The following is an 18,019-nucleotide window of genomic DNA, read 5'->3' on the forward strand; positions in this document are numbered from 1 at the left end:
ATCATGGCGATGCGGCAACTTCCCCCTGCGGCCGGTGGTTTGCTGAGTTATTTCACCCGCCATCGGACCGCTGCGAACCTGCTGCTGGTGCTGATGTTGGTGATCGGTCTAGGCTCTACCACACAAATTCGCTCCCAATTTTTTCCCGATGTGATCGTGGACAGTATATCGGTGTCCGTCGGCTGGGATGGCGCTGGCCCTGAAGACGTGGACAATGGCGTGGTGTCGGTGCTTGAACCTGCGCTGCTGTCACTGGAAGGAATTGAAAGCACGACAAGCTCCGCCACCCAAGGCCGCGCAATGCTCTCGCTGGAGTTCGAGCCGGGCTGGGATATGGCGCGGGCCGCCGATGATGTGAAGGCGGCGGTCGACGGAGTTACGAACCTGCCCGATGGCGCGGACGAGCCGACAATCCGGCGCGGCGCGTGGCGGGACCGTGTTACGGATGTAGTCATTTCCGGTCCGGTCTCGCCAGATCAACTGGGGCGGTTTGCTGATGAATTTGTCGCTCGCCTGTTTCGCGAAGGCGTCACCCGCACCACTATTCGAGGGGTTTCAGCGCCAGAGATTACTGTTAACGCGCCAGAACTTTCCCTCATCCGCAACGATGTTACCCTGTCCGAAATCGCAGCTGCAATCGCAGAGGAGGCCGAGACCGATCCCGCAGGAGATGTTGCAGGCGGTGCTGCGCGGGTGCGCACGGGCATCGAAAAACGCAGCCCCGAACAGGTGCAGGAGATCGTCGTGCGCTCCAATTCCGACGGCTCCAAGCTGCGGGTCGGAGATGTGGCCGGAATTGAGGTTCAGGGTGTCACACGGGATCGCAGCTATTACGTCGGAGAGTATCCGGCAGTGTCGATCCGCGTGGATCGCGCTGATCAGGGCGATGCGATAGAGATGCAGCGGCAGGTGCAGGACATCGCACAAGAGATGCAACTTACCCTGCCGGACGGCGTCACGATTGAACTGATCCGCACCCGCGCGCAGGCGATTACCGACCGGCTGAACATCCTTGTGGACAACGGCTTGGTCGGGCTAGGGCTGGTGGTTTTGCTGCTGTTCCTGTTCCTGAACGCCCGCACGGCGTTTTGGGTGGCGGCTGGTATTCCTGTGGCGATGTTCGCTGCTATTGCGCTGATGTATGCGTTTGGGCTGACCATCAACATGGTCTCCCTATTCGGGCTGATCATCACTCTTGGCATCGTGGTGGATGACGCCATCGTCGTGGGGGAGCACGCAGACTTTCGGGCGCGCCAACTGGGCGAACATCCTATCGAAGCCGCTGAAAACGCAGCGATCCGCATGTCAGCGCCGGTGTTTTCAGCGACCATCACCACCGTCATCGCCTTTTTCGCGCTGACAGCAGTGGGCGGGCGCTTCGGGACGCTGATTGCAGATATTCCGTTTACTGTCATCGTGGTGTTGATCGCCTCGCTGGTGGAATGCTTTGTGATCCTGCCCCATCACATGTCACACGCGCTGGCCGCGATCGAACAGCGGCGCTGGTATGACTGGCCATCGACCACGTTTAACAAAGGGTTCGACTGGTTCCGCCACACTCTGTTCCGCCGCTTCGTGTCCCTTGTGCTGACCCTGCGCTATCCCGTTTTGGCCGGTGTTCTGGTACTGCTGGCCGTGCAATCGGCCCTGTTCATGACCGGCGAGGTGCGCTGGCGCTTTTTCAACGCGCCGGAGCGGGCGTCGATTTCGGGCAATGTGGCGATGGTGTCAGGTGCAACCCGCGACGACACGCTGGAAATGGTGCGCGAATTGCAACGCGCCGTGAACGCCACTGCCGCCGAATATGAAGAAGAATACGGCATCAATCCGGTGACCTACGTGCTGGCCGAAGTGGGGGGGAACACGGGGCGCGGGCTGGCCGGTTCGGATACGAAGGACGCAGACCAGCTTGGCTCTATCGCGATAGAATTGATTGACGCGGACAGCCGGCCCTATACCTCGTTTGAACTGCTGGCTGCGATCCAGAAAAATGTGCGCGAACACCCGCTGGCAGAAACCGTCAGCTTTCGCGGCTGGCGGTCCGGTCCGGGTGGGGACAGTCTGGACATCCAGATTTACGGGGCCGAAGCGGACACACTGAAACAGGCGTCACAAGCGCTGAAGGCGGCGGTCGCGCTATATCCCGAAGTTTCTGCGGTGGAAGACAACCTCGCCTATGACAAAGAAGAACTGGTGCTGGAGCTGACCCCGCAGGGGCAGACGCTCGGCTTTACCATCGACACTATCGGGCGGGAGCTGCGCAATCGTTTGAACGGCATCGAGGCGGCCAGCTTCCCTGTGGGCGTGCGCACCGGCAAAATCACGGTGCGCCTGCCAGAGTCCGAACTGACAGCCGATTTCCTAGACAGAACCCGCCTGCGCACCCCAAGCGGCACTTATGTGCCCCTGTCCGATGTGGTCAGCGTGGAGACAAGCCTTGGCTTTTCAACCGTGCGACGCGAAAACGGCATCCGGCTGATCGGCGTCACCGGTGACATCTCCGAGGACGATCCAGACCGCGCTGCCTTCATTGAGAACCAGCTACGGGAGGTCATCATGCCCTCCATAGCGGCCGATCTGGGCGTGGAATGGCGCATGGGGGGACTGGCAGAACAGGAACAGGAATTCCTGTCTGATGCGATGCTTGGCTTTGGGCTGTGTCTGCTTGGAATTTATCTGACACTAACATGGATATTCGCCAGCTGGACGCGGCCTCTGGTGGTGATGGCGGTGATCCCTTTCGGGTTGATCGGCACGATTTACGGCCACTACGTGTGGGGCGTATCGCTGTCCATGTTCTCGGTCGTGGGGCTGATCGGCATGTCAGGGATCATCATCAACGACAGTATCGTTCTGGTTTCGACCGTGGACCAGTATTCCCGCAATCGCGGTTTGGTGCCTGCGATCATTGATGCCGCCGTAGACCGTCTGCGCCCTGTTTTGCTGACCACGCTGACAACCGTGCTGGGGCTGGTGCCGCTGCTGTACGAAGGCTCGCGGCAGGCGGAGTTCCTCAAGCCGACGGTGATCACGCTGTGCTACGGGCTTGGCGTCGGGCTGTTTCTGGTGCTGCTGGTGGTGCCATCGCTGCTGGTGATGCAACAGGACGTGGGGCGGCTGTTCAAATCCTACCGCCGCGCAGGGTTCGGGCGTCACCGCGCGCGGGGCCAACGCATTATCCTACTGGCGGCGAGCCTTGCCAGTGCTGCACTGCTGATCGCGACCATCGGGCTGCAAATCGCCACCGGCGCACCGGCGGCATGGATCGTTTCACTGCTGACGGGCCTGAACCTGTCAGGACTAGCGGCGCTTCCGGTCAGCCTGTTATCCCTTACGGTGCTACTGATCGGGTTGATGATCACCCTGCTGATCGCCCTTGGTGCGAGTCTGTTGCTGAAACAGCGTGGCCAGCAGGGGTAAACTGTCGTCTTGTCTTATGCGTCCTGCAACCAGATATCCGGTTCGGCCCGTGTTGACATGAACCGGTTCACCGGATGCTCTGTGTCAGGTTGACCGATAGCCAGCCCCGCGAACAGCATTTCCTCTGCCGGTGCCGAGACATATTTCGATACGAACTTATGCTGGGTACACCATGCCTCTTGCGGACAGGACCCAAGCCCGGCCTCTTCCAGCAACAGCATCACCGTTGCAAGATAGCCGCCAAGGTCGCTCCACTGGGCGGCACCCATATCACGGTCTACGAACAGGAAGGCAGCAACAGGGGCGCCAAAGAACTGAAAGTTGTTGGCAAACCACTTCAGCCGCGCCGGTTTGTCATCCCGTGGTATGTCCAGACGGTCATACATGGTTTCGCCCACAGCGAACCGCTGGCTGCGGTAGGGTTCTTTCATCGGCTGCGGATAGACCGGATATTCCGGCGCATCCACCAGCCCCTTGGCCGACCGCGTGGCCATTTGCGCCTTGAAATCCGCCATCCGGTCGCCGTGCAAAAGGTACAACCGCCAAGGCTGCACATTACCGCCCGACGCGGCGCGGGCCGCTTTTACCAGAACATCGCGCACAAGATCGGGATCAACCGGCTGGTCCAGAAACGCACGACAGGAGCGGCGCTGCGCGACCGCTTGTGAAACCTTCACGAACTGACCTCTTCCACAGCGTCCAGTATCATTTGCAGGCAGGCAATATCGGAAAACCGGTGATCTGCCCCTTTGACGAAGGTTAACCGCATATCATCGCAGCGGGCGTGATCAATGATCCGCAGCGGCACCGACATCGCCACATCCACATCCGCCGTGCCATGCAACAGGCGCACCGGAAACGGCAGGTCCAGCGGTTCGCGCAGCACCAGATGTTTGCGACCGTCCTCGATCAATTTGCGGGTGATCACATAAGGACCATCATCATATTCGCTTGGCAGCTCAACCCGCCCCCGATCATTCAGGGCTGAGCGCTGCTCTCCGTCAAAACCGGCCCACATGCTGTCTTCGGTGAAATCCGGCGCGGCGGCGATGCCCACCAGCCCTTTGATCCGGTCCGGTTGGACGCGGGCCACCAGCAGTGACATCCAGCCGCCCATTGAACTGCCCACGAGGATTTGCGGCCCTTCGGTCAACTGGTCAAGAACCGCCAGCGCATCTGCAGACCAATCCCCGATACACCCGTCTGTGAATGCTTCGGAGCTTTCGCCGTGGCCGGAATAATCAAACCGCAGGAACGCCCGCCCCCGTGCCTTGGCCCAGTCTTCCAGATAGACAGCCTTGGTGCCTTCCATATCCGACTTGAAGCCGCCTAGGAAAATGATTCCCGGTCCGGTCCCAGCGGTCTTGTGATAGGCGATCCGACGCCCGTTTGCTTCCAGATAATCAACCATTTAAACCTCCTTCCATTGTCCCGGTTCTAACCCGTCGAGCGTCCAATCGCCAACGGAATAGCGGATCAGACGCAGCGTCGGATGGCCCACCGCCGCTGTCATCCGCCGCACCTGCCGATTGCGCCCTTCCCGAATGGTCAGGGAAATCCAGCAATCCGGCACAGATTTGCGAAACCGCACCGGCGGCTCGCGGGTCCACAGGCCTGCCGGTACGTCGATACGTTCACAATCCGCCGGCGCCGTCACACCATCTTTTAGCGTAACCCCCTTACGTAAAGCCGCAAGCGCGGCTTCATCCGGCACCCGCTCTACCTGCGCCCAATAGGTTTTCGGCGCTTTGAACTTGGGCGAGGCAATGCGGTTTTGCAGCTTGCCGTCATCTGTCAGAACCAATAGCCCCTCGCTGTCCCGATCCAGCCGCCCCGCTGCATAGACACCGGGCTTGTCGATGAACTCTGCCAGACTGCGATGCCCCCCTTCCGAGGTAAACTGCGACAGCACGTTATAGGGCTTGTTGAAAAGTATAGTGGTCATGGGGCAGTTCCTTTGTGCTTGCGCGTTGCGATATACACCCCTGCGCCCGCCAGCACCAACCCGACCCAAGCCAAGGGGGGCATTTTTTCAGAAAGCGCGACCCAAGCCACCAGCGCTGCCAAGGGCGGCACCAGAAACAATAGTGCAGAGACTTTGGCCACCTCACCGGCGCGGATCATTGCCAGCAACAAACCGATTGCGATCAGCGAATTACCGATCACCAGATAGGCCAGAACCCAGATGAACGGCATATTCCATTCCACAGGACCAACACCCTGTGCCGCCAGAAAGGGCAGCAGGCAAATAAACCCCGCGCCATAGCCGATCAGATTGGCCGTGACGGGATGATGGTATCGCCCAAAGCGCTTTTCCCACAGGCTGCCCATGACGATACCGCCCAGCGCAAGGGCGGAAAACAGGAACCCCAACAGCGGCGCCGGCCCGATATCAAGCCGCGCGACGATCACCACAGCCGTCCCCGAGAGCGCCAGCACCAGCCCGCCCCATTGCCGCCAGCCGATCTGCTCACCGCTCCAGCGCGGGGCGATCAAGGCCACGACAATCGGCTGCAACGCCATAATCAACGCCAGCGTGCCAGCCGCGATGCCATTCACAAACCCCATGTAGCAAAAGCCGAAATAGACGGTCTGGATCAACACACCGACAATCGCCAGATGAAGCCAGTCCGCTGCGGTCTCAGGCAGCGGCGGGCGCAGCACCAGAAACATCACTGCCATGATCAGAATCACCAAACCAAAGCGCAGCGCCAGCAAGGTCATCGGCGGCGCATATTGCAACCCGATCTTGGCAACCGCAAATCCCGCCGACCAGAGTATCAGGAAAATAGCAGGGGCAAGTATCAGCCAGAGGGGACGGGTTTGGGGCACAACAGAGCCTTAGATTCAGGTGTTCCCAAACTTGTGCATGATGCCACACAAAGGTGCAAGCATATGACAGCCCATCGGAAATCTTGACAAGGGCGCAGGGAATCTCCAAAACCGCGTCAACATAACCGCAACCGGGCGTTTCGTAGGCGCCAAAATGATGGAGGAGCCAACAAATGGCCGACATTACCCTTACCCTTCCCGATGGCGCAGAGCGCGTTTACCCCGCAGGTGTTACCGGCGCAGAAGTGGCCGCGGATATTTCAAAGTCCCTGTCCAAAGCCGCGTTTTCCTGTTCCGTGAACGGCGAACATCGCGACCTGTCCCGCAGCATTGATGCGGATGCGGATTTCGCGATTTATACCATAAAGGACGATGCACAGGCGCTTGAACTGATCCGCCACGACTGCGCCCATATCATGGCCCGCGCGGTGCAGGAAATCTGGCCCGATGTGAAGGTCACCATCGGCCCTGTGATCAAGGACGGCTGGTACTACGATTTTGACCGCGAAGAGCCTTTCACCCCCGAAGACCTCGGCGCGATTGAAAAGAAAATGCGCGAGATCATTAACAAACGCGAGCCGGTCACAACCGAAGTCTGGGACCGCGACCGCGCGGTGCAGTTCTACAAGGACAACAACGAGCCCTATAAGGTGGAACTGATCGACGCCATTCCGGGCGATGAACCCTTGCGCATGTACTGGCACGGCGACTGGCAGGATCTGTGTCGCGGGCCGCATTTGCAGCACACTGGTCAGGTTCCGGGCGACAGTTTCAAACTGATGTCGGTGGCAGGTGCCTACTGGCGCGGGGATTCCAACAACGCCATGCTGCAACGGATCTACGGCGTGGCTTTCAAGAACAAAAACGATCTGAAAGCCCATCTTCTGATGCTGGAAGAGGCCGCCAAACGGGACCATCGGAAACTGGGCCGTGAAATGGACCTGTTCCACATGCAAGAAGAGGCTCCGGGCCAGATTTTCTGGCACCCGAACGGCTGGAAAATCTACACCGCGCTGCAAGATTACATGCGCCGGATGCAGGACAAAAACGGCTATGTCGAGGTAAACACCCCGCAGGTTGTGGACCGCAAATTGTGGGAAGCCTCCGGTCACTGGGAAAAATATCAGGAAAACATGTTCATCGTTGAAGTGGACGAAGAACACGCCCGCGAAAAAGCCGTGAACGCCCTGAAGCCGATGAACTGTCCCTGTCACGTGCAGATTTTCAATCAAGGCCTGAAATCCTACCGCGACCTGCCCTTGCGCATGGCCGAATTCGGCTCCTGCAACCGTTATGAACCGTCAGGCGCGCTACACGGCATCATGCGCGTGCGCGGATTTACACAGGATGACGGTCACATCTTCTGTTCCGAAGACCAGATCGAATCCGAAACCGCGATCTATATCGAATTCCTGTCCAAGGTTTACAAAGACCTCGGGTTTGAAAACTTCAAAGTGAAGTTCTCTGACCGTCCCGAAACCCGTTCCGGTTCGGACGAGGTTTGGGACAAAGCCGAAGAAGCGCTGCTGTCTGCAACCCGCAAAGCCGGGATCGAGCCGGAACTGAACCCCGGTGAAGGCGCGTTCTATGGCCCGAAACTGGAGTTCGTTCTGACCGACGCCATCGGGCGCGACTGGCAGTGCGGCACCCATCAGGTGGATTTTGTGCTGCCCGAACGGCTCGACGCGAGCTTCATCGGACAGGACGGCAACAAGCACCGCCCCGTGATGCTGCACCGCGCGACCCTTGGGTCTTTCGAGCGGTTCATCGGCATCCTGATCGAATCCCATGCCGGTAAACTGCCATTCTGGCTGGCGCCCCGTCAGGTTGTTGTGGCCTCGATCATCTCAGACGCAGACGATTACGTGCACGAAGTGGTTGCCGCGTTGCGCGCCGCCGGTGTGCGCGCCGAAGCGGATATCCGCAACGAAAAGATCAACTACAAAGTCCGCGAGCATTCTCTTGGCAAGGTTCCGGTGATCCTTGCGATCGGCATGAAGGAAGTAGAAGAGCGCACGGTTTCCGTGCGTCGTCTGGGCGAAAAGCAAACCTCGGTTCAGGCGCTTGATGCTGTGCTGAGCGATCTCTCTGCCGAGGCGACACCGCCTGACATGCGCTAGGCCAATATGCTGAGCGCTGCGCCAAAGCTGAACACGGAACGGCTGATCCTGCGGGCCCATCGCTTGCAGGATTACGCCGATACCGCTGCGATGTGGGCCGATCCAGAGGTTAGCAAATTCATCGCACCTGAACCGGCCACCCCTTCCGAAAGCTGGTCCCGTTTCCTGCGTTATACCGGACACTGGCAGATGCTGGGGTTCGGGTATTGGTGCGTGACCACCCACGACGAACGGTTTGTGGGCGAAGTCGGCTTTGCCAACTACAAACGGGACATTCGCCCTGCCCTTGGGGACACTCCCGAAGCAGGCTGGGTGCTTGCCCCTTGGGCCCACGGACAGGGGTTTGCTGCCGAGGCTATGGGCGCAGCGCTCGACTGGGCCGATACCCGCTTTGACGAAACCGTGGCGATCTTCCATCCGGCCCACGCTGTGTCCCAACGTCTGGCAAATCGGCTCGGTTATGCACCAAGCCATAAGGCCCATTACATGGGACACGACACAGTTGTCATGCGGCGCAGCAATCCGAAGTGACCCAAAGTCAGCGCGACTATTTCATCACACAACTGTTGCAATTATCGCAAAATTAGCCGTACCCCGCTGCCCCTACGCCCAAATTCCGCCAAATTCAGACTGCAGGCTGATCTGACAAGCGCCCGAAAGAATGGCGCGTCTTTTCAAAGGCAGAGCAAATGGCATCACGATACCACGCCACCGAAAACCCGCGTGAAACCACACCGGAACAAACCTGTAGCAATGCACCGGACCCGCATGTCTTGCGCACGTCCCAAACCCTCCAAGCCAAGGCAGAAGTCCCGCCACGCCACGCTGACAGCCGCGAAGCAGCCCCACGCTTGGTCGCCCTGTTCCATGTGTTGCAAGCGCGCTACGGCTGAACCTAACTGCGCCAGCCGCCGATTTCTGAACGCGCCACGCGGGCACTAAGGACAAGGGACAAAACCAACCCGGTAGTCACTGCAAGTGCCAGTCCGAACCACACCCCCAAAGTGCCCATATCGAACAGGCGCACAAACAACCAAACGAATGCAAAGACCGCCACGCCCTGACGGTAAATGCCAACCCACAGGGTATAAATCGGCTTTTGCAACGCTTGCAGAAATGAATTTATCGCGAATAGAACGATGTAAACCGGCAGGATAAACCCGTCCACGCGCAGATATTGCGCACCGATGCGGATCACCTCGGGGTCATCTGTGAACACTGCCATCGCATAGGGCGCGGCCAGCCACAGTACCGCCGACCCACAAAGCATCAGCAGCACGCCCGTCTTGCAACAAAACCACAAAGCCTCTCGCACGCGATCGAATTGACCGGCCCCGAAATTCTGCGCCACAATCGGCAAGAGCGCACCTGTCAGCCCGAAACCGGGCAACAGTATAAGCTGCTCGACACGCAGCCCAACGCCGTAAGCCGCCACCGCCGCCGCGCCAAATTCTTTCAGGAAATACTGCATAACAAATCCCGCCATCATCATCACAATCATTGTGAAACATGTGGGCAACGCCTGCTGCGTGATCTGGTTAAGCCATTTGCCACGGGGCCGGAACACGGCATCCTGCTTGTGCGCCATGACGTCAGAGCAGAACACACGGTGAAGGATAAAGACCATCACCCCCGTCTGGCTGATGGCAGTGGATACCGCGATCCCGTTAAAACCGATCCCACCGACCACGCCCGGGACACCGAAGATCAGCAACGGGTTAAGCACGAGATTGCAGAAAAATGCTGCGATCTGCGCCCGCTGCATAGAGGTCATATCCCCTTGAGCACCAAGTATCCCATTAGCACTGAAGGCCACCAGAAAGCTCGGCGCGGCGAACAGCAGAACCTGCAAATAGGACTGTCCCGCCGCACGATAGGCGCCGGGCTCTGACACAATCGCCAGCAGGTAGGGCGTTGCATAAAAGCCGATGATGGACAGGACGACAGACGCAAGAACCGAATAGGTGATCCCCTGACAGGCGATCCGCTTGGCCTGCCCCGCCCGTTTCTCCCCCAGCGCCTTACCCACCAGCGCGTTAAGTGCTGCGTTCAAGCCAAACCCGAAAGCAAGCATCACAAAGAACACCTGAAAGGAAATCGCTAGCCCCGCCTGCGCGTCTGTGGAAATCATTCCAGCATAGAACGTATCCACAACATTATAGAGCGTGGTAAAGACCATACCGATGGCCATCGGCACTGCTAACGCTCTGAAGTGGCCGGAAACCGGCCCTGTGGTCAGGTCACGGGATTGGGACATTTCACGCTCCTTGATCTCTCCCGTCCAGCGCTCGCACGGTTTTGCAGTGCTGTCGAGCATCAATCCACCTTGACCTGAAGCCGGACTCGCGGCATCACGCGGCCATGTTGATATATAAAATCTTCCGCTCCGATGAATGGGCCACCATGCAGGCCGACGGCGAAACACTGGGCGCGCCGGTGGACCTGGCCGACGGCTTTGTGCATTTCTCCACTGCTGAACAGGCCCGCGAAACAGCGGCCCGCCATTTTTCTGGCGAAACCGGCCTCTGGCTGATCGCTGCTGAAACGGACGCGATGGACAGGTTGGAATGGGAAACCTCCCGCGGTGGGGCGAAGTTTCCACACCTTTACGCCCCCTTCCGCATGGCGCAGGTCGCATGGGCCAAAGAATTGCCCCTTGGTGCAGATGGCCACGCCTTTCCGGTAAAAATGACATGACACTGGCAGAGCGTCTGGCGCTGGCGGCCATGTACCGGATCGATCCCGAAACCGGCCACCGGCTCGCCATTAAGGCGCTCCAACTCGGGCTGACGCCGGCATCCGGCCCTGTGACCTCTGCGCGTTTACACACCACGCTGGCGGGAATGTCCCTGCCCAACCCAATCGGGCTGGCCGCAGGTTTTGACAAAAACGCCACCGCCGTTGCACCCCTGCTGCAATCGGGCTTTGGCTTTATCGAGGTGGGTGCAGCCACCCCCAAGCCCCAAAGCGGCAACGACAAACCCCGCCTGTTCCGCCTGCGCGAAGACGCCGCCGCGATCAACCGTTTCGGCTTTAACAACGACGGGGCCGATGCAATTGCAACCCGTCTGGCAAACCGCAAAGACAACGGCATCGTCGGGCTGAACCTCGGGGCGAATAAAACTTCGCAGGACAAGGCAGCCGATTTTTGCAAGGTGTTACAACGCTGCGCCCCTTATATCAACTTTGCCACTGTGAATGTTTCTTCGCCCAACACTGAAAAGCTGCGGGACTTGCAGGGGAAAGCGGCACTTGCCTCTTTGCTGGCAGATGTGATGGAGACCCGCGCAGCTCTGGATCGCCCGATGCCCGTGTTCCTGAAAATTGCGCCTGATCTGGACACCGCGGATCTTGAAGACATCGCCGAAGTCGCCACAACCAGCGGGATCAGCGGAATTATCGCCACCAATACGACCCTGTCCCGCGATGGCCTGCGCAGCGCGGATCGGGACCAGCAGGGCGGCCTGTCCGGCCAACCGCTGTTTGAACGCTCCACCAAAATCCTCGCACAACTCAGCCAACTGACCGATGGCACCGTCCCTTTGATCGGCGTCGGCGGTGTCTCCAACGCAGAACAGGCCTACGCCAAAATCCGCGCCGGAGCCTCTGTTGTGCAGCTTTACACAGCGCTCGTTTACGGGGGCCTGTCGCTCGCCCCGCAGATCGCTCGTGACCTTGACAGGTTGCTCCAACGCGACGGTTTCGCAACTGTCGCCGATGCAGTGGGTACAGCACGGGGGGAATGGCTATGAGCGTCACACTCTGGCACAATCCGCGATGCTCCAAGTCCCGTCAGACGCTGGAATTGCTGACTGCGGCAGGCCATGATCCGCAGATCATCCGCTACCTTGAAAACCCGCCAAGCGTGGAAGAACTTCACAGCGCACTCGCTTTGTTGGAGATTCCTGCGATCAAACTGATGCGCAGCGGCGAGAAACGCTTTCGCGAACTCGGCTTGTCGAAAACGGACGCAGATGCAGAACTGATCGCGGCAATGGCAGAGAACCCGATTCTGATCGAACGCCCTGTCGTCTTTGCCAACAACCGCGCCGCCATAGGCCGCCCTCCGCAAACCGTTCTCGCGTTGTTCGACTAAGCGACAGGCTTCAATGTTCCAAAAGTACTCATAACCCGGAAGATCAATCGTCCGCGCCCCGCTCCAAAGCCGGATAGCGCACGGCAAGGGTCACACCGCGCGCCACAAAGAAGATCAGCAAGCTGGCCCAAAGCCCGTGATTGCCAAACGGCCCAAGCAACAGCGAGACTGACAGCAGGTAAATCCCGAAGGACACCACCATCATGTTGCGCATGTCGCGGCTGCGGGTTGCCCCGATAAAGATGCCATCCAGCATCCATGACGGGCCGCCCAGAAACGGCGCCAGCACCATCCAGAACAGATACTCCCGCGCCACCGATTGCACCTCTGGCGCTTTGGCCATCAGGTCGATCAGCCAGCCCCCCCAGACCGCGAAGAACACGGACAGGATGACAATCACCACCGCCGCCCAAAAGCTAGTCAGCAACACGCTGCGCCGCAAAGAGGTCCGGTCTTTCGCGCCCAGCGCCTGCCCGATCAGCGCTTCGGCAGCAAAGGCGAAACCGTCCATACCATGAGAGGTGATGAACAGGAACTGGATCAGCACCTGATTGGCCGCAAGCGTGGTATCGTCAAAAGACGATCCTAAAAACAGGAAAGACACAAAGCCGATCTGTAACAGCACCGAACGGATCATAATGTCGGAATTAACCGAGGCCATGCGCCGCAAAATCACGCGGTCAAACACCACCGCCCAGTTGCGCCAATACGCGCCCGCAAATGCGTCCCGCACCAGCCACAGGCCAAGGATCAACCCGCTGGCTTCGGCGATCACTGTCGCGATTGCAACGCCCTCAACGCCCCAACCCAGTTGCAGTACAAATAGAAGGTCCAGAAGAATATTCACCCCGTTCATCCAGACCTGCAACACCAGCACAGCCTTGGTGCGTTCGTGGGCAATCAGCCATCCGGTTAACCCGTAAATAGCAATCGCAGCTGGGGCGCTCCAGACCCGAATGGCAAGATAACCCTGCGCCAGCCCCTCCACCTCGGGCGATGCGGGTGCAATCAGAAAGGCCGCTGAAAACACGGGAACCTGAAACAGGATAAACCCAAAGCCCGCCACCAGTCCGATCATCAGGCTGCGCACCAAGAGGGCACAGACCTCTCCCTGATCCCGCGCACCGATGGCCTGCGCGGTCAGTCCCGCCGTTCCCATTCGCAGGAAGCCGAAAATCCAGTAAATTGCAGTCAGTATGATCGCGCCAATACCCACCGCGCCAATCGGTGCGGCCAGCCCCATCTGCCCCACAACGCCGGTGTCCACCGCCCCGAGAATAGGGACCGTGGCATTGGAGATCACAATAGGCACCGCCACATTCAACACCCGACGGTGGGTCAGACGCATCCTGCCTTCCGCCAGATCGTGGGGTTGGACAGGCTCAGCCACCCGTGTTGAGCCGTGGCATCAGAAAATGCCCCGTGGCTTGCGCGAAAAGGCGGGCGCGGTTGTCCTGCCATGCCTCTACGTGGACGCTGGCGTAACGTCGGCCTGACCGGTTCACCCGCGCGCGGGCATAACAATCCCGTGGCAGGCCGGAACGCAGATAATCCACCGTAAAATCGATGGTCTTTGGCAGCCGAAGATAACCGGCAGCCGCTACATCATCCGCGTCCAGTTGACTGTCTTCCATCGCCGTCCATGCCCGTTGCCACGCCAGTTCGATCAACGCGGCAGTTTCAAGGAACGACGCCGTAGCCCCACCGTGAATCGCCGGAATAGCCGGATTGCCGATCAGCTTGTCTTCAAACTGCATCACAGCGGTCAGTTCGTCGCCCCGCCGGTCAAACGAGATATTCAGGAACTTGATATAAGGGATGCTATCGACCAGAGCGGCAAGCACACCGTCGCGCCGCTGTTTTACGACCTGCAAGGATTCCGGCTTGTTCATGCGACTGCTCCGCTCTTAGTTGGCGCATCGGCCTTGCCGCTTTTGCTGCTCTTGCTGAATACGAAAGCTCCCGTCGCTGTTGCCACGGGATTTTCGGGATCATTTTCATAGGCAATCGCCCGCACGAAGGCGACTGTGCGCGTCGCCTTATAGACGTGGGCTTTCGCAAAAATACGCTCCCCCGGTTTGGCAGGACGCATATAGTCCATGCGCAGATCAATTGTCGCTGTCGGGCTGACGCATTCGGGATGCAAGTTCACCGCAAAGCCGCAGCAGGTGTCCATCAGTGCCGAAACCGCACCGCCGTGGACGACACCTGTATCGGGGTCCCCAACAGTCATCGGATTATAGGGCATGGACATCACCGCTTCGGAGATCCCCGCTTCGTCGATCCGCATATCGAGCGCATGGCAAAACGGCAGCGCCGCCATGAATTTCTTTGCCACTGTCACGCGTTGGCGGAGTTCTTCTTCGGTCATCGGTCGTGCATCCCTTCATGAAACGAAGCTCTTCGGGCGCTAAGACGCCCGGTGCTCCTGTCTTGGTTACGCCACTGATATTTAACTTGCAATTCACTTAACAAGACCTAATTCTTGCAACCGTTCGCAACAGGCGAAGTGTCCGTCAGTTTTTTCCCTCGTTCTCCATTCACCTTGGCGCGCGCCCGAATCTTTTGATAGCTTACCTTTTCAACGCTAATGCGGCTTCGTTTCCGACACTTAGCGCAACCCGCTAAGTCTGCGTCTTTGCCCCCACGCCCTTGCGCCCGACCCGTTTTGCAGTGCGGAACAGGGTTTCGTATTGCAAACCTTCTGTGGTTTGGTAAATTTCGCTCAAATCTTCCTGGGAGGAATGAACACAATGCCCGGCGACCGCTTGAACCTCAAAGAGATGTGCGCGAAATTCGATGTGACCACGCGCACGCTCCGTTATTATGAATATATCGAACTGATTTTCCCCGAAAAAGAGGGGCGCACCCGCTTTTATGGCCCGACCGAATTCGCCCGAATGGAGCTGATTCTGCGCGGGAAGCGCTGGGGCTTCAGCCTTGAGGAAATCCGCCAGTGGCTGGAAATGTACGACAAGGAAAACCAGCAGAACCAGCTTGAAGCGCTTATGGAGATGGCTGACCGCCAACTTGTAGAGCTGGAAGACCGTTATGCACAACTTGCGGTTACACTGGACGAGTTGCGTGAATTGCGCACCCGCACAGAGGAGCGACTGGAAACGGCTCGCCGCACTGGTAAAGCCAGCTAAGTCACAGACAAAATCTCGCGGGATTCCGCCGATTTACGTAAAAGTTGATCGGATAAGGTTGAAGTAACGCTGCGTCCCTTTACGTAAACGTAATGCACAATCCGTGATTTTGTGTTACGTTGACGTACACGTAAGCATCACGATTCAACTCTGAACCCGAGGTCAATCATGTCTGAACCCCGCAAGACTATTCGCCAGATGTGCGAAGAATATGATGTAACCCCGCGCACTTTGCGGTTTTACGAATCTAAAGAATTGCTGTCCCCGCTGCGCGAGGGACAAAAACGCCTGTATGGCAAACGATCCCAAGCCCGTTTGAAACTGATTCTTCAGGGCAAACGTTTTGGCTTTTCGCTGGAAGAAATCCGTCAGTTGCTTGACCTCTACTATATAGGGGACCAGCAACGCACTCAGATGACCGAGACATACGAACTGGCTCAGGAACGTCTGGCAGCGATGAAACAACAGCGCGACGAGCTGAACCAGACCATCGCCGAATTTGAGAAACAGCTCGAATGGGGCGCAGATTTCATCGCCAACACATTCGCGCAAGAGGCAGCAGAGTAAACCTGCGCCGCTTGCCCCACCTTCCAATCAATTCCAAAGACCAAGGAAAACGCTAATGCCAACTTATACCGCGCCAACAAAAGATATGGCCTTTGTCCTGCATGACGTTCTTGACGTTGAGAACGAAAAAATCCCCGGCTACGAAGAGCTGACCCCTGATTTTACGTCTGCTGTTCTGGAAGAAGCCGGCAAGATCACCGGCGAAGTCATCGCGCCGCTGAACGTGGTGGGCGACAAGGAAGGCTGTAAACTGGAAAACGGTGTTGTGCGCACGCCGACCGGTTTTAAGGCGGCGTTTGACCAGTTCCGTGAAGGCGGCTGGACCGGCATCGCGTCCGATGCGGATTACGGCGGACAGGGTATGCCCTATATCCTCGGGATGACGGTTTCCGAAATGGTGTCCTCCGCAAATCAGGCGTTCGGGATGTACTCCGGCCTGACCAACGGCGCATATGCGGCGATCCACGCCCACGGCACAGACGAGCAGAAACAGACCTACCTGCCAAAAATGGTGTCCTGTGAATGGACCGGCACCATGAACCTGACAGAATCCCACTGCGGCACCGATCTGGGCCTGATGCGCACCAAGGCGGACCCGCAGGACGACGGTTCTTACAAAATCACCGGCCAGAAGATCTTTATCTCCTCGGGCGAGCACGACATGTCCGATAACATCATCCATCTGGTTCTGGCGAAAATTGCCGGTGGGCCGGAAGGGATCAAAGGCGTGTCTTTGTTTATCGTTCCCAAGTTCATGGTGAATGAAGACGGTTCTTTGGGGGATCGCAATGGCGTAGCTGTTGGCTCCATCGAAGAAAAGATGGGCATCCACGGCAATTCCACCTGTGTGATGAATTATGACGGGGCGACGGGCTATCTGCTCGGGACCGAGCATAGAGGCATGCGTGCGATGTTCACCATGATGAACCATGCGCGTCTGGGTGTCGCGATGCAGGGGCTATCGCAGGCGGAAGCTGCCTATCAGAACGCTGTGATCTACGCCAAGGACCGTCTGCAAGGCCGCGCTGTGACAGGTGCTGAAAATCCTGACGGACCGGCCGATCCGCTGATCGTCCACCCTGACGTACGCCGCAGCCTGATGGATCAGAAATCCTTCGTCGAGGGTGCCCGTGCCTTTGTTTACTGGGGCGCGATGATGATCGACAAGGCGGAAGAGACTGGCGACAAAGACGCCGACGGCCTTATTTCCTTGCTGACACCGGTCCTGAAAGGGTTCCTGACCGACAAGGGCTATGACATGACTGTTCAGGCCCAGCAGATCTATGGCGGCCACGGTTATATCGAGGAGTGGGGCATGTCCCAGTTCACCCGCGACGCCCGTATTGCGATGATCTATGAAGGCGCGAACGGCGTGCAGGCACTTGATCTGGTGGGCCGCAAGCTGGCACAGGATGGCGGCAAGCACGTCATGGCCTTCTTTGACATGGTGAAAACCTTCATTTCCGAGAACAAGGAAGACGAGGCGATTGCCGATTTCATCACCCCGCTGAAACAGGCGTCCAAAGATCTGCAAACCGCTGGTATGTTCTTTATGCAAGAAGGCATGAAGAACCCGAATGCGGCGCTGTCCGGTTCTTCGGACTTTATGCACCTGTTCGGTCACGTCTGCATGGGCCTGATGTGGGCGCGTATGGCAAAAGCCGCAACGTCTGCTCTTGACGCTGGCACCGATGATCCAGACTTCTACAAAAACAAACTCGTCACGGGCCGTTACTATATGCAGCGCCAACTGCCTGCCACCGGCATGCACCTTGCGCGGATTCAATCCGGCGCGGAAAACGTGATGGGTTTGGACGCGGAAGCGTTCTGAGCAA

General features: G+C 58.3%; 18 protein-coding genes. 10 read left to right on the plus strand and 8 right to left on the minus strand.

Going from position 1 to position 18,019, the window contains the following annotated elements:
• The first annotated feature begins 3 nt into the window (after positions 1–3).
• The gene (locus tag IEX10_RS07075; protein ID WP_188672606.1) at positions 4–3,420 is read left to right on the plus strand and encodes an efflux RND transporter permease subunit; all 3,417 of its coding nucleotides are present in this window, start codon (positions 4–6) and stop codon (positions 3,418–3,420) included.
• Positions 3,421–3,434: 14 nt separating this feature from the next.
• Here IEX10_RS07075 and IEX10_RS07080 read toward each other — a convergent pair whose 3' ends face one another.
• The 4 genes from IEX10_RS07080 to IEX10_RS07095 are packed head-to-tail and all read right to left on the minus strand — an operon-like array spanning position 3,435 to position 6,252.
• On the minus strand, positions 3,435–4,097 hold the full coding sequence (locus IEX10_RS07080) for a nitroreductase (protein WP_188672609.1): 663 nt from the start codon (positions 4,095–4,097) through the stop codon (positions 3,435–3,437).
• Entirely contained in the window at positions 4,094–4,831 is a 738-nt protein-coding gene (locus IEX10_RS07085) for an alpha/beta fold hydrolase (protein WP_188672611.1), read from the minus strand. The genes IEX10_RS07080 and IEX10_RS07085 overlap by 4 nt, the downstream gene beginning before the upstream one ends.
• Positions 4,832–5,365, minus strand: a complete 534-nt coding sequence (locus IEX10_RS07090; RefSeq protein WP_188672614.1) for an rRNA large subunit pseudouridine synthase E — start codon at positions 5,363–5,365, stop codon at positions 4,832–4,834. It abuts the gene before it with no gap.
• Positions 5,362–6,252 (minus strand): DMT family transporter, encoded by an 891-nt coding sequence (locus IEX10_RS07095; protein WP_188672616.1) that lies wholly within the window; start codon positions 6,250–6,252, stop codon positions 5,362–5,364. The genes IEX10_RS07090 and IEX10_RS07095 overlap by 4 nt, the downstream gene beginning before the upstream one ends.
• A gap of 173 nt (positions 6,253–6,425) precedes the next feature.
• Between IEX10_RS07095 and thrS the strand changes: the two genes are divergently transcribed.
• From thrS to IEX10_RS07110, 3 genes are all read left to right on the plus strand, one after another.
• Positions 6,426–8,372, plus strand: a complete 1,947-nt coding sequence (gene thrS / locus IEX10_RS07100; protein ID WP_188672618.1) for a threonine--tRNA ligase — start codon at positions 6,426–6,428, stop codon at positions 8,370–8,372.
• A 6-nt stretch (positions 8,373–8,378) separates the two neighbouring features.
• Positions 8,379–8,903 (plus strand): GNAT family N-acetyltransferase, encoded by a 525-nt coding sequence (locus IEX10_RS07105; RefSeq protein WP_188672620.1) that lies wholly within the window; start codon positions 8,379–8,381, stop codon positions 8,901–8,903.
• 158 nt (positions 8,904–9,061) lie between these two features.
• Positions 9,062–9,265 (plus strand): hypothetical protein, encoded by a 204-nt coding sequence (locus tag IEX10_RS07110; protein ID WP_188672623.1) that lies wholly within the window; start codon positions 9,062–9,064, stop codon positions 9,263–9,265.
• Positions 9,266–9,267: 2 nt separating this feature from the next.
• Here IEX10_RS07110 and IEX10_RS07115 read toward each other — a convergent pair whose 3' ends face one another.
• Positions 9,268–10,689, minus strand: coding sequence for an MATE family efflux transporter (locus IEX10_RS07115; protein WP_229678460.1), 1,422 nt, complete (start codon positions 10,687–10,689; stop codon positions 9,268–9,270).
• 44 nt (positions 10,690–10,733) lie between these two features.
• Here IEX10_RS07115 and IEX10_RS07120 point away from each other — a divergent pair, with 44 nt between their 5' ends.
• From IEX10_RS07120 to arsC, 3 genes are read left to right on the plus strand one after another with little or no spacing between them, the layout of a single operon-like run.
• The gene (locus IEX10_RS07120; protein ID WP_188672624.1) at positions 10,734–11,069 is read left to right on the plus strand and encodes a DUF952 domain-containing protein; all 336 of its coding nucleotides are present in this window, start codon (positions 10,734–10,736) and stop codon (positions 11,067–11,069) included.
• Positions 11,066–12,124 (plus strand): quinone-dependent dihydroorotate dehydrogenase, encoded by a 1,059-nt coding sequence (locus tag IEX10_RS07125; protein WP_188672627.1) that lies wholly within the window; start codon positions 11,066–11,068, stop codon positions 12,122–12,124. Before IEX10_RS07120 ends, IEX10_RS07125 begins: the two co-directional genes overlap by 4 nt.
• On the plus strand, positions 12,121–12,468 hold the full coding sequence (arsC, locus tag IEX10_RS07130; protein WP_188672630.1) for an arsenate reductase (glutaredoxin): 348 nt from the start codon (positions 12,121–12,123) through the stop codon (positions 12,466–12,468). Before IEX10_RS07125 ends, arsC begins: the two co-directional genes overlap by 4 nt.
• A gap of 43 nt (positions 12,469–12,511) precedes the next feature.
• On the opposite strand, the gene IEX10_RS07135 is transcribed toward arsC, so the two are convergent.
• Genes IEX10_RS07135 through IEX10_RS07145 form a run of 3 tightly spaced genes read right to left on the minus strand, consistent with a single transcriptional unit; the run spans position 12,512 to position 14,839 of the window.
• Positions 12,512–13,816, minus strand: a complete 1,305-nt coding sequence (locus IEX10_RS07135; protein WP_188674582.1) for an MATE family efflux transporter — start codon at positions 13,814–13,816, stop codon at positions 12,512–12,514.
• A 34-nt stretch (positions 13,817–13,850) separates the two neighbouring features.
• Positions 13,851–14,360: a PaaI family thioesterase gene (locus tag IEX10_RS07140; protein WP_188672633.1), complete on the minus strand. Its 510-nt coding sequence runs from the start codon at positions 14,358–14,360 to the stop codon at positions 13,851–13,853.
• Entirely contained in the window at positions 14,357–14,839 is a 483-nt protein-coding gene (locus tag IEX10_RS07145) for a PaaI family thioesterase (RefSeq protein WP_188672636.1), read from the minus strand. The genes IEX10_RS07140 and IEX10_RS07145 overlap by 4 nt, the downstream gene beginning before the upstream one ends.
• 382 nt (positions 14,840–15,221) lie before the next feature.
• On the opposite strand from IEX10_RS07145, the gene IEX10_RS07150 reads away from it, so the two are divergent.
• The 3 genes from IEX10_RS07150 (at position 15,222) to IEX10_RS07160 (ending at position 18,015) form a co-directional block, all read left to right on the plus strand.
• A complete protein-coding gene (locus IEX10_RS07150) occupies positions 15,222–15,617 on the plus strand; it encodes a MerR family transcriptional regulator (protein ID WP_188672639.1) in 396 nt (131 codons plus the stop codon).
• Positions 15,618–15,785: 168 nt separating this feature from the next.
• A complete protein-coding gene (locus tag IEX10_RS07155; RefSeq protein WP_188672641.1) occupies positions 15,786–16,184 on the plus strand; it encodes a MerR family transcriptional regulator in 399 nt (132 codons plus the stop codon).
• A gap of 55 nt (positions 16,185–16,239) precedes the next feature.
• A complete protein-coding gene (locus IEX10_RS07160) occupies positions 16,240–18,015 on the plus strand; it encodes an acyl-CoA dehydrogenase C-terminal domain-containing protein (protein ID WP_188672642.1) in 1,776 nt (591 codons plus the stop codon).
• Positions 18,016–18,019 lie beyond the last annotated feature (4 nt).

This window comes from Neptunicoccus cionae (assembly GCF_014643735.1).
GTDB classification, from domain to species: Bacteria; Pseudomonadota; Alphaproteobacteria; order Rhodobacterales; family Rhodobacteraceae; genus Amylibacter; species Amylibacter cionae.